This window comes from Mycoplasma sp. Mirounga ES2805-ORL (assembly GCF_017084445.1).
Lineage (GTDB): Bacteria > Bacillota_I > Bacilli_A > Mycoplasmatales > Metamycoplasmataceae > Mycoplasmopsis.
Window position 1 is genome coordinate 177,365 of the sequence record NZ_CP070947.1, and the last position, 13,260, is coordinate 190,624.

8 protein-coding genes and 1 riboswitch are annotated in these 13,260 nt (G+C 26.2%); of the genes, 2 read left to right on the top strand and 6 right to left on the bottom strand.

Annotated elements, in window-relative coordinates; translation table 4 throughout:
- Positions 1 to 24: 24 nt before the first annotated feature.
- Positions 25 to 3,420 carry a hypothetical protein gene (locus JXZ90_RS00685; protein ID WP_205848487.1) on the bottom strand — a complete coding sequence of 1,132 codons (3,396 nt, stop codon included), beginning with the start codon at positions 3,418 to 3,420 and terminating at the stop codon, positions 25 to 27.
- A gap of 95 nt (positions 3,421 to 3,515) precedes the next feature.
- Positions 3,516 to 4,544, bottom strand: a complete 1,029-nt coding sequence (locus tag JXZ90_RS00690; RefSeq protein ID WP_205848488.1) for an MAG3090 family protein — start codon at positions 4,542 to 4,544, stop codon at positions 3,516 to 3,518.
- Positions 4,545 to 4,858: 314 nt separating this feature from the next.
- Between JXZ90_RS00690 and recA the strand changes: the two genes are divergently transcribed.
- Positions 4,859 to 5,842, top strand: coding sequence for a recombinase RecA (recA, locus tag JXZ90_RS00695; RefSeq protein WP_205848489.1), 984 nt, complete (start codon positions 4,859 to 4,861; stop codon positions 5,840 to 5,842).
- A gap of 38 nt (positions 5,843 to 5,880) precedes the next feature.
- On the opposite strand, the gene nrdE is transcribed toward recA, so the two are convergent.
- The 3 genes from nrdE to nrdF all read right to left on the bottom strand — a co-directional run bounded on the left by nrdE (position 5,881) and on the right by nrdF (position 9,643).
- A complete protein-coding gene (nrdE, locus tag JXZ90_RS00700) occupies positions 5,881 to 8,043 on the bottom strand; it encodes a class 1b ribonucleoside-diphosphate reductase subunit alpha (protein WP_205848490.1) in 2,163 nt (720 codons plus the stop codon).
- Positions 8,044 to 8,049: 6 nt separating this feature from the next.
- Positions 8,050 to 8,508: a class Ib ribonucleoside-diphosphate reductase assembly flavoprotein NrdI gene (nrdI, locus tag JXZ90_RS00705; protein ID WP_205848491.1), complete on the bottom strand. Its 459-nt coding sequence runs from the start codon at positions 8,506 to 8,508 to the stop codon at positions 8,050 to 8,052.
- A 112-nt stretch (positions 8,509 to 8,620) separates the two neighbouring features.
- Positions 8,621 to 9,643 (bottom strand): class 1b ribonucleoside-diphosphate reductase subunit beta, encoded by a 1,023-nt coding sequence (nrdF, locus tag JXZ90_RS00710; RefSeq protein WP_205848492.1) that lies wholly within the window; start codon positions 9,641 to 9,643, stop codon positions 8,621 to 8,623.
- A 447-nt stretch (positions 9,644 to 10,090) separates the two neighbouring features.
- Here nrdF and JXZ90_RS00715 point away from each other — a divergent pair, with 447 nt between their 5' ends.
- Positions 10,091 to 11,506 carry a phosphotransferase gene (locus JXZ90_RS00715; RefSeq protein ID WP_205848493.1) on the top strand — a complete coding sequence of 472 codons (1,416 nt, stop codon included), beginning with the start codon at positions 10,091 to 10,093 and terminating at the stop codon, positions 11,504 to 11,506.
- Between the two features lies 1 nt (position 11,507).
- Here the strand turns inward: JXZ90_RS00715 and JXZ90_RS00720 are convergent, their stop codons facing one another.
- Positions 11,508 to 12,914 (bottom strand): deoxyribodipyrimidine photo-lyase, encoded by a 1,407-nt coding sequence (locus tag JXZ90_RS00720; protein WP_205848494.1) that lies wholly within the window; start codon positions 12,912 to 12,914, stop codon positions 11,508 to 11,510.
- 213 nt (positions 12,915 to 13,127) lie between these two features.
- A riboswitch (purine riboswitch) is annotated at positions 13,128 to 13,228 on the top strand.
- Positions 13,229 to 13,260: the final 32 nt, after the last annotated feature.

Consider the following 13,260-nt stretch of genomic DNA (forward strand, 5'->3'; position numbering starts at 1 on the left):
ACTCCATTTTTAATTTATTTATTTTTAGTAACCAATAATATTTAGATATTGAGCTTCTTCTGGATTTTTATCTGCGTATGGTTCAGGAAGATCTGTTTTATCTAGATCAAATTCATATGGAGTAAATTTACCAGTATCAGCAATTGTCGCTTCACCTTTAAATGTTCTATTAGTTTTAGGAGAACTATATCAATTAACTATATCAGTAAGATACAATACTCTTGACTTAAAGTATCCAAAATCAGTTATTGAATCATTATTTAATGTATTTTTAAATGAAACACTATTTCTGAATAGAATATATCTATATCCATCAGTTTTTTGATTTAAATATGTTGGAGGAACCTTCTTGTTCTTTCATTGATAGTAGAATGAAGTTATCATTCTGGTATTGTCACTCATAGGTTTATATGAAGACTTATTAAATAATGCAGCATAATCTTCAGAAACACCAATTGTTCTAGGTATTTTATATCCTTTTAATTGGGTTATTCTATCGCCTATATAGTTATCATTATAACTGCTATATCTTACAGGTGATTTACGTAGATAGTAAGTAACTTTTTCTGAACCTGGTGTTTCTTTTAATCCTGCATAAATTAAATTATAATATTGAGTTTCATATCTAGCTCTAAATTTAGTATATTGAATATCTCTTGCAAAAGCCAATAATCAACTATACATGCTTTCAACTTGTTTTAAAATTTCAGCTGATTCTGTTTCATTTTCAAAAGCTTTTAATGCACCTTTAAGAATATTTTCTTGTTCAACAAAGATATTTTGTAATTGTTGAATATCAGTTTTAATTTCGCTACCATAGAATGTTTCTTTGCCATAGTATTCAGCAAGATTTTTAAAATTATATGTCTTACTATCTTCAGGTTCGTCATAGAATTCTGGTGCAAGTTTATTATAAGCATCTTCTAGAGTTAATGAAGGGTTACTTTTTAATTCTTTTTGTACATTCAAGAAATATTCACTTTCTCAAACGGTTGTAGGCAATCAGTTATATTTATTATATTTGTCTAATCCTGTTCAGTATGACAAGTCATCATTAATGAATGATTTTTTATCTTGCAATGCAGGATTAATTACTCATTCATTAGGTTTAAACATATTTCTTCTACCTCTTACAAATGTTGAATAGTCAAACTTGTTGTATGCTGAAAGATAGTAAAGAAGTGTGTTTTCATTAGGACGTTTTTCTTTATCAAATTTTCCTTCTTCTGTTTTTCCTTGTGCTTTACGTCCGATAAAGTCTGCGGCATTTTTCATTTTAACTGAAGCTGTTTTAGCTGTTGCAGTATAATCTGGATCTTCCGGTTTAAAGTCATCTGTTCAAGCTCTTGAAAGGTCGTTTAGAACAAAAATGTCAGTAAATTTAGCTAATTCAGATTCTCTAATTTTGTTAATGAATTCTTTAATATGTGGAACAAAGTTATAGGTGTTGATGTCATTTCTAAACATAATATCAACAGAACCCATCTTTTCATTATTAATTTCATGTTCAAGATCTACAATAGCGTTTGCATCTTTATTAATTGATGAATATGAAGAAATAATATTAATTCATTTTTCAGCAAAAGTTTTACCTTTTGCTTTATCAAAATCAGTTTCTAGTGATTCAATATCTTCAATATTATCATACATAAAGTGTTGTTTTAGTAAACGTGTAAATGTATTCTTTAATTGGAGATAGTCGCTAGGTTTAAAGTTTTTTGACTCACTAAATTTAACTAAGTCAGCAACTCCTTTGTCATTTGTTTTATCTTCTATTAATCCTTTAAAATAGTCATTAAAATCATGGAAATAGAATTTATTATATTTATTGTATAAATTTGTATATTTCTTACTATTTTCAACAATTTGATTTCAATTTGTAACTAATTTTGAAAATTGTGCATTATATGATCCATCATATAAATCTGTATCTTTAAATGCTTTATTTGATTCAACAGCAAGATTTCCAGATGTTAATAGAGATTTAACTTCACTTACATCACCAAATTCATCAAACTTAACTTCTTTACCTTGAATTGTATTTAGATAATTATCAACTTTTTTGTTTTTGAAAATGCTTAAGTTACTTTTAATGTTTTTATCAAATTCTTTACTGAATTCATCTCAATTTTTTTCAACATTTTCAATGCATGTTAAATAAGTACCAAAAGCATTGCCTATATTAAATTCTTTAACAAATGCTTTACTAAATTGATTTAATTCTTTATCGGTCTTATCTTTAAATGTTACATTCGAAATTTTTGAATCTGTATATTTTAAAAGATCTCCGGCTTCTGAGGCTTGTTTTAAATTATTTTTATTTAAATAATTTTCAATATCTTTTAGTTTATTAGATAGTTGTGTAAAACTTAAATTCATATCGTTTTTGAATGAATTTAATTGGTTATAAAGATTTGCAATTTTAATAATAGAATCTTCTTTTTGATCTGATGTAGAGTTTCCTGTAATGTTAGCTACTGTTAAGAATTCTTTAATTTTTTCATTTAAGGCATCAACTTTAGATTTTAATGAAGTCATGTTTAAAATCTTGTTTCTAACAATGGCATTAACATTAATTTTTGCTGGAATATCGTTAGAAATTTCTTGAACTTTACGTTTAGCTTTATTCATAATTCCGGTTAAAACACCATCTTTAACTAGACCGGCACTTCCTGTACCACCATTAAGATCAATAATTTCATCAACAACTAACTTAAATTCTGAAGCAATTTTAGTATTGTCTCATTCTATAGAACCTTTTACTTTTGTTTTAATTTGGTTATATTTAGAAACTATGTCTTTTTGAACAAATTCGTAGTTAAAACCAATTTCTTTAGCAAAATTATTGCTTAAAGCATCTCTAATTGTTATTTCTCCGGCTTTTCCGCTTTCAATAATTAATGAATCAACTCAACCTAATTTTTCTTCAACTTCGCTCTTAAGGAAATTGTGAATAACTTCTTGGGCATTATCTTCCACTATTTTGTATTTATTTGTAAAATCAATAATTGCTTCTATATCTTTTCTTACTTTAGAATCGTAGAATTTATTTGAAATATTTCTTCCAAAACGATAGCTTTCTAATTCTTTTTTAATTGCATCAATATTTATAGATCTAAGTTTGTTGTACTCATCTTCAATATCAGTGAAATATATTTTCTTGAATTTATTTTCTATTTCCCCAATACCTGTATCGTTAAATCCTAAACTATTAATTGTTGATTCACGGTTTTGAACAACATTACCTAGTTTCTTCAATTTAGTTTCGAAAGAAAGTAGAGAATTTTCTATATCTTTCTTTTGTTTGTCATATGCTTTTTTATCAATTGTACGTAGAACAATAGCAGTAACTCCTGTAGCAACTGCCGCAGCTCCTAAACAACCAACTCCTATTCACGCTTTTTTTATTGAACTTTTCATATTTTTCCTTTCATATATATAGTTATTTTATTTGTTTTCATATTTACAACTTAATATATTAGTTATCTAATTGTATTTACAATGTGTAAAACAGATTAAATAACATTAAAGTATGTAAGAATTCCATTAAATAGTGCAATAAATAGAATTAGTAGGAAAGCTATTATTGATGCGCCAATTAATATTCAGTTAATAGTACTTACAATTTTTTCTTTTTTAACAGGATCCATTCCGGCATTATTGTACATTCCGGTAGGGTAACCATATTGGTCGTATCCCATTATTTCGCCATTTGGATAACCATTAAATTGGTCATAAATAGCAATTTGTTGATTAGGATCTAAATATTGTTGTGTTGATTGATAAGGGTCATACATATTTGCTTGACTCATCTCATCTTCATTTTGTTCAGGAACAAATTCACCTGAATTAATATTTTGTTGTTGTTCCCCAGTCATAAAGTTTGGGTCTTGGGGTTCAAATGGTTGGTCATTTCCCTCATAGAATGAATCAATGTTTTTGTTTATATCCATGAAGTTCAGCTCCTTTTCTTGTAATTTTTCTTTGAGTTTATCAATTTGTTCTTTAGCAACACTTTTTTCTTTTTCGAGTTCACTAATTCTCAATTCAAGTGATGCTTTAATAGAATTAAGATCAATATATTCTGTTTGTTTACGACGTGTTGTTTCCAAATCAGGTGGGAAATATGTATTAACATCGCTTATTAATTGAAACTCAATTGCTTTCACCTTTTTATCCAAATCACTTTGTGAGAGATTTCTTGTTAAATATTGTTGATGAATATTAAATTCTTCACATATTTTTTCATAGATATCTCCGCCATCAAAGCCAGTTATTTTAGGAATAAATAACAATTTTCCGTCTTTAGAACCATCTTTACTTTCAGTTTCATCATCTGGTCTTAGAACGGCTAATTGACCCCCAAAAATTTTTTTACTAGTTTGGAATCAAATGTATACTTCATAATTAAATTGAAGGAATCAATTGATTGCATCAGCTCTAGTTTTGAATCTAGCTAATCCTTCTTTTACTTTTGGATGGATTAACAGTCAAGGAAATTCATTTTCTTTCTCTGGCTTGTATAGTAAATTTAATCTTTTCATATTTTTATTAAAACACTTGTTTCACCAAAATATATAATATTTTACAAGTTGTTTTCTCCTTTTTTCTCCCTCAATGTTATCTTATGTTTAATTTTGTAATTGTGTATTTTTAAAACTTATTAATAAAATTTATTTTACTTATATTAAATTAATAAAATATCAACAAAATTATACCATATCGGGTAATTTATATTTAACAGAAAAAAATTGTATTGAATTTATATTTTTTTACTAGCAAAAATATTTATTTTTTCCATTTTTTTCAGATAAAAATAACTTTTAGATATATATTTTTGAAAGGAAAATTAATTATTATGAAAAAAAATGAACAAAATCTAATACAAAAAACATTAAATGAAATTACTACAAAATTTGGCAAAGAAGCGATAATGCTTTTAGAAGAAAAAAGTATAGATCCTAATTTAGAGGTAATTCCAACTGGATCTTATCTACTTAATCAAGCATTAGGAATTGGAGGTTATCCAAAAGGCAGAATTATTGAAATATTTGGACCTGAAAGTAGTGGAAAAACAACTTTATGTCTTCACGCAATCGCTGAAGTTCAAAAAATAGGTGGAGTAGCTGCATTTATAGATGCTGAACACGCTATTGACCCAGTTTATGCTAGAAATTTAGGAATTAATACAGATGATTTAATAATTAGCCAACCAGATTCTGGGGAACAGGCATTAGAAATAGTTGATATTTTAGCAAAGAGTGGTTCTATTGATCTTATTGTTGTAGACAGTGTAGCGGCATTAGTTCCTGAAGCTGAATTAAATGGTGAAATGCAAGACCAAACTATTGGAGCTCAAGCCAGATTAATGTCTAAAGCTTTAAGAAAAATTACTGGAAATTTAAATAAAAATAAGACAACTATTATTTTTGTTAATCAAATTAGAGAAAAAATCGGGATAATGTTTGGAAACCCAGAAACAACTCCTGGAGGTAGAGCATTAAAATTTTATGCCTCGATAAGAATTGATGTTAGAAAAGCAGGAGCAATTGTTTCAGGAACAGATATAACTGGTAATGAAATAAAAATAAAAGTTGTTAAAAATAAATTAGCTATCCCGTATAAATCGATTAAAACAGAAATTATTTTTAGTCAAGGAATCGATAATATTGGTGAATTAATTGATGTAGCACTGGAAAAAGGAATCATAACTAAAAAAGGATCTTGATTTTATTTTGAAAATAATAATATTGCACAAGGCAAAAAATCATTTAAAGATATTCTTAAAAATGATGACAGTATGAAAAATAAAATATATGAATTAGTTTTTGAAAAAAAATAAACATAAATCATTACCGACTTATGTTTTGATTTGAATTTTTAAAGAACGCATGATTTACATTCATGGTTTTCACTGCCCTCTAAAACGTCTTGTCTTACTCTTACGTAATAAATAGATGAGCATTTCTTTTTGAACGCGTAAATATAAGCTTTATTTAATTCTCTAGTTGTTGTATTGTCCTTAAAGAATAAAGTAAGTGATATAGCTTGGTCAATATGTTTTTGTGCTTCACTTACTATATCGATAATAGGGTAAGGTCCAACTTCATATGCACCATCTAGGTAATATTCTCTATTTTCCTTGTTAATTTTATATGCAGGAACATAAAGACGTCCCACTTTGCCTTCCTTACGTACTTCAACATCACTTACAACAGGTTGTAAACTAGGAGTGCAACTTGATAAGTAACTAATTGAACCGGTTGGTGCAATAGCCATTAAATGACTATTTGCTAAACCTGTTTTTTGAATTTCATTGGATAAATCAATTCAATCTTTTCTACTTGGTATAGTTACATTATGTTCTCTGAATAGTTCTTTAACTCTACTTGTTTTTGGTTGATATTCATTTTCGTTAACTTTTGTGTATTTTTCAAAATATTCACCATTAGCAAATTTAGTTTTTTCAAAACCACTAAATTTTCCAAATCCTTCTTTTGCTAGATTATTCGATGCTTTGAAAGCGTGATATGCAAATGTATAAAAGAAAATATTGGTAAAATCTACAGCTTCTGGAGAAGCATATTTAATTTTATTTATGGCAAGAAAACCATGTAGATTCATTGCACCTAGTCCAATAGCTCTATTTTTTCTATTACCATTTTCAATAGATGGCGCGGATGAAATATCGGTGTTATTAGCTATATGATTCAAGGCCCAAATAGCACTATAAATCGATTGGCCAAAATCTGATCCAGCTTTCATTAATTTATCTATATTCATAGATCCTAAATTACATGCGACATCTTCACCTTTTTTAATAAAAGATAAGTCAGTTGAAAATTCGCTAGGTGTATTTGGTTGGGCAATTTCTGAACATAAATTGGACATTACTATTCTATTTGGGTGAGCATTTCTATTGTTTACTGTATCATCAAATAATAAATATGGATATCCAGATTCAAAATGAAGTTCAGCAATTTTTTGGAAAAATGCACGCGCATTTATAAAAGTTTTTTTGATTTTAGGATTATTTACCATATTGTAATATTCTTTTGTTATAGAAATATCGCTCATCGCTTTTCCGTAGACTTTCATAATATCATATGGAGAAAATAAAGCCATGTCTTCATTATTTTTAGCTAATTCAAAAGTTATATCTGGTATAACGATACCTAACGACAATGATTTAATTCTAATTTTTTCATCAGCATTTTCTTTTTTTGTATCAAGATATGTCAAAATATCTGGATGGTGAGCGGATAAATAAACAGCTCCAGCGCCTTGTCTTTGACCTAATTGATTTGCATATGAAAATGAATCCTCAAGTATTTTTATAACAGGAACAACACCTGTTGCTTGACCTTGAATATTTTTAATGGGAGCGCCCATCTCTCTTAGATTTGTTAAACATAAAGCAACTCCTCCACCTCTTTTTGATAATTGCAATGACGTCGACACACCGCGAGCTATAGATTCCATATTATCTTCAACTCTTAATAAATAACAGGAAATATATTCACCCCTTTGCTTTTTACCTGCATTTAAAAATGTTGGGGTAGCAGGTTGATAGCGACCTTCCATTATTTCTTTCAGAACATCTTTTGCATGTTTGAATGAACCATTTCCTACAAATAATGAATTCATAATAGCTCTATCTTCATATCTTTCAAGATATTCTGTATCATCATTTGATTTTAAACAATAAGAACTATAAAACTTTAGAGCTCCCATAAATGAAGGGAATTTAAAATTATATGAGTAAGCAAAATTAGTAAGTTTCTCTAATTCGCTTAATTTGTATTTCATAACTATTCCCTCATCGTAATAGTTATTTTTGATTAGAAAATCGAATCTTTCTTTAACATTTGCAAAAACTTTTGTATTAGGTAATACATGTTGTTCCATATATACTTCAACAGCTTTTGTATCGTATGAATAATCACCTGTTATATGTGAAAATAATTTTGTTTGAGCATTTAATGCAATATATTCATCATTTTCGCCAAGGGAATTTAATTTTTTATTTTTTATTTTGTCCATAATTTACTAATTCTTACTTCAAAATTTTCTCAAAATTTTATTAACATTTTCAACATCGGCTGCTGTGCCTAATAACTCATATTGATACAAAAGTGGTACATTTAATTTTTTACTAATAATTGGACCAGCTATTGCAAATGTTTCGGTGAAATTTGTGTTTCCGCTTGAAATTACTCCATAGCAGTGTTTTCTATTATTTTCGTTATTTAAAAATTTGATAACTTGTTTTGGAACAGCTCCTGTTGTGTCATCTAATCCACCGCTATATGTTGGTGTGAAAAGGACATAATCTTCATTTACTAGTAATTCTTCATCTAGCTCTTTAGGAATTCTTTTAGCATTAACTCCAAGTTTTAAAATAAAGCGATGAGTATTATTTGAATTTGATGAAAAATATACCGCTAGAATTTCACCATCAGGTTTTTTAATTTGATCTTTTTTGACTTTAATTACATCTTTATGCATTTTATTCTCCTTAGTTTTATTAATTTATTTTACGAATTAGACTATAGAAAAGACATATAAATAAATAAATATGCTTTAATTTGTCTATTTTTTATTTTAACTATTTCATATACTAAAATTCTCAGTCTTCATCTTCAGTTTCTTCACTAACACCCATCACATATGAAGATCCATTTCCGGAAAAGAAATCATGATTTTCATCCGCTCTTGCAGATAGTTGAGCAAAGATTTCTGGTTGAATTCTAGTTTCTTCTTCAGTAAATGGTGAATCATATCCTAAATTTTGCAAGAATTTTCCGGCATTATAAATACTAAATCTTATTGCATCTTCAGCTAGATCAAACCCCTCATATAATTTTCTTAAGAATTTTTTTTCTGCATCAATTAATTGATACATAAGATCAAAAACAAATTTCTTCATTTCCACTTGTTTTGCTTTAGAAAGCTTTGCAATTTTCTTTTGATATTTATAGCCACTATAGTAATTATGAATTACTTTATCTCTTAAAATCAATCTTATGATATCTGATGTGTTAGGTAACTTTTGTCTTGCTGATAAATAAAATGGTAAGTAAAAGCCACCATACAATAAGAAACCGGGCATAAGTGCTGCTGCAACTTTTGATTTAATTGGGTCCTCATTATGATAATAAGGAATTAAAATTTTTGCTCTTTCTTGTAATTCTTCATTTGAAATAACTCATTCATGAGCTTCTTCTATTTGATCACTTGAACAAAGTGTTGAAAAAATTGTTCCATATGAACGAGCATGAACTCCCACCATAAATGCAAAGTTTGCATAAATAACTTGTTCGTGATCCGTTTGTGAATTAGGTATTTGAGCAATATCGCAAACAGTAGCTTGAATGGTATCTAGTAATGTGAGACCAGTAAATGTTCTAGTTATTAATTGTTGTCAGTTTTCATCTAAAGTATTTCATGAAGGAATGTCATTTGATACAGGAATTTTTTCAGGTAATCAAAAATTTTGTGTAATTCTATTCCATACCTCTAAATCTTTTTCATCGTCTATAACATTTCAATTTACTGCTCTTATTTTTCCTTTAAAGCCGTTTCGTTCATACTCAATAGGTGAAACTGATTGAGTATAATATTTATTTTGATTTTTAGCCATACACTCTCCTTAATTAATTTAATTTTCTAAAAACGTATTACTCATTTTAGCAACAAAAAATTAAAAAAAATTAAAAAAATATTAAATATTTTTGTTAACTTTTAAATATGAAAATCACTAATAAAAAAAATAATAAATTTAGTTATTAAAATATTTTTTTTAGTTAAAATACATTATCAATTTTTTAATTTTTCAAAACTTAAAAATGATGGTAATTCACACTTTTTTATAAAAAAAACAAAAACGCTTGAATTAAATAGAAAAAACTTTATTTTTATAATTTTTAAGTTTTAAAGCTATTTATCTTATTAATCTAAAAAAAAAATTGTTTATGAGATATCCACAATCAACTATGGTTCATATTTTTATTTTTTAAAAAATTAAAATATTTGAAAATCGTATGCCAATAAATATTTATAGATTTCTAAGTAATAATATAATTATTCCATGAATAAACAATATTTAGATCTTATTAAAGCAAATCTTCCTAATAAAATTTATGACAATATTTCAAATGTCGAACTTTTTTATAAAGGATTTCACAATTATACGTTTAAAGCGCAATATAAAAAGAGAGATGTTCAACTACGTATTCCATTAAATAAAGTGAACGTTAAGCATAATATCGAAAATATAATTTTGGAAAATTTCGCTTCAACTATCTACTATAAAAATGGAGTTCTTATTAGAAAATGATTTGATGGTCAGACATTAGAAAAAGTTAGTATAAATGATCAAATTCAAACTAATATACTTAACAAAGTAAAGACTATTCATCAAATTCAAATAGATTTACCTGAACTTGACCTTTTTTATTATGGAAAAGGAACTAAAAAATATCAAAAATTAGTTAATAAATATTTAGACTCTTCAAAATATAAAACATCTCATCTAGATTTAAACCTAAAAAATATTTTGGTTAATGATAAAAATGAAGTTGAAATAATTGATTTTGAATGGTCGAGAAAGACACATCCTGGATTTGATGCACTTAGTTTGATTAAAAATGTTGGCTTAAACAAAGATATTGTATGTAAACATCTTGATATCACAAAAGAGGTGTATGAGGATTTTTATTTTATAACATCTGAATTTCAAAAAATGGGTTATAGAAAAACATACTCAAAATTTGTAATAGATGAAGACACTAAACAATTAACATCAGGATATACAAATCAAAGTTTCGTAAAAAACGATTTATTTATACAAGTTAAAAAGAAAAATGGATTTAATCACCTAACAAAATTAGAAAAATTTAACAAATTAAGTTGTGTTATTCCAGTTATCTTTGAAGATGAAAAACTAATTATTAGAAAATTTATTAATAATAATGAAATTGATTTTTCACAATTAACTAACAAAAACAAAATAGTAAAAGCTATAAAAGAACTACATTTAAGCAAAATCAAAGTCCCAAATAATAAAATATATGACCGTCTAAAATTATATCTAGAAATTTGTCCCAATAAGGAGTTTTTAAATAGGATTGGCAAAGACCTTATAAATAAAATTTTAGTTAATTCAAAAACTCTAAAAAATGAAGTTGTTAGCCACAATGATCCTAATACTCAAAACATTATTTTAACTAATAATCAAGAAATTAAATTAATAGATTTTGAGTATGTTTCAATGAATAGTAAATATTTTGATTTAGCTTATATCGCGAGTGAACATGATTTGAATGATGAAGAAGAAAAACAGTTTTTAACAATATATTCAAACAACATTGATTTTAATGAATACTATCGTGTTAAAGTTATATGTAATTTTTACGGAATTTTATGATCATTATCGTACAACCCTGATTTTGAATTTAATTGATTAGAAAAAAATATTTATAAATATAAAAAATATCTTAATTAAATTATTTTTCTTTAAATAAATTAAGTGCCTTAATCCTTTGATCTTTATGATTAACTATTGGTTTTCAATATATTTTTTCTATCTCTATTCCATATTTTTCTTTTAGTACGTCTTTATACTCGAATGGGCAATGTATATACTTTGAAGGTATATCTTTTAAATTTGGCAAAAATTCTTTAATAAAGTTTCCACTTGGATCAAACTTTTTACTTTGGCTTAGAGGATTAAAAATCCTAAAATAAGGGCAAGCATCAGTTCCTACTGAAGAAGCTCATTGTCAATTATTTATATTTGAAGCAGAGTCATAATCAATTAATTTATTAGCAAAATATTTTTCCCCTTCTTGTCAGTTAATTAATAAATCTTTAGTCAAAAAACTTGCTACAACCATTCTTAACCTATTATGCATAAAGCCTGTATTATTCAATTGAGTCATAGCTGCATCAATTATTGGAAAGCCGGTTTTTCCTTCTTTTCATTTTCTTAAAAAATCTTCATTTTTTTGTCATTCTAAATCTCTGTATTTACTTTGAAATGCTTCTTTGTAAATATTAGGATTGAAATGATAAATCATATTGTAAAAATCTCTTCAAGCAAGTTCTTTAATAAATTCATTTTTACCTTGAGAATTTGGCAAAGAACTAATTCTGTTATATATTGTTTTGATAGATATTTCGCCTGTTGTTAGATACTTAGAAAGGTTACTAGTTAAGTTTAATTCAGGAATGTCTCTATATTTATCATAGTTAGTTATTCCATTTAAAATAAATTTATCTAATTGCAATAAAGCTTTGTCTTCTCCAACGTCACTAGTAAATGTATGTTTAATATTTTTAAATACATTATTAACTTGTTTTAATGACTCATCATAATTAAACTCATTTATAAATAGTTCTTTTTTTATATCGGGCCAAGGTAGTGATGCTGGTTTTTCCTTTTTTAATCAACTGTTAAAATATGGAGTAAATACACAATAGTACGACCCATCTTTTTTCTTAATTTCGTTAGCTGAATGCAAGTGTTTATCATAAGAAGGTCTAATTTTAATATTTTTATTTTTTAAAAACTTGATTATTTGATTATCGCGTTTTAAACCATAACCTCGCTCAGATAAATTGAAATATACTTTTTTAATATCTGGATATTTATTAACTAATATCTCAAATTGATTTAATGGCTCCCCATACATAAAATAAATGTTTATTCCTTTTTTAGATAAGTTATTTTTAAAATAATTAAGAGCAATGAAGAAATAGTCATTGCTAAATGAATTAACTTTTATTAAATATGGATCAATAATAAAAACTATCATAATTTTTTCATTACTACTAATAGAATCTAAAATACAATTATGTAAAGATTTATTATCTCTAAGCCTTAAATCATTTCTAATTCATAATATATTCATAACATAAGTATAAATTATTCCAAAAACACATTGAAAAAATAATTTAATTATTAACACATGTAAAAAAATATAAATAACCAAATAAACTATTTTATAGAGAAATCATCAGTAATTTTCTTAATAAACTAAAAAATATGGTTTATTAATTTCCATTTTAAATTTAATTTAATTTATATTTACTTGTCAATTAAAAAAGTACATATAATAAAGTTGGTAATACCTTAATATTACCGCTATTTAATGTATTTAATATGGGAATACAGTCTCTACCAGATTGCCCTAAACAATCTGACAAAGTGATAATTTAAGGTCTTTAAATCTTAAATTTTATCAATTTAATAATAAA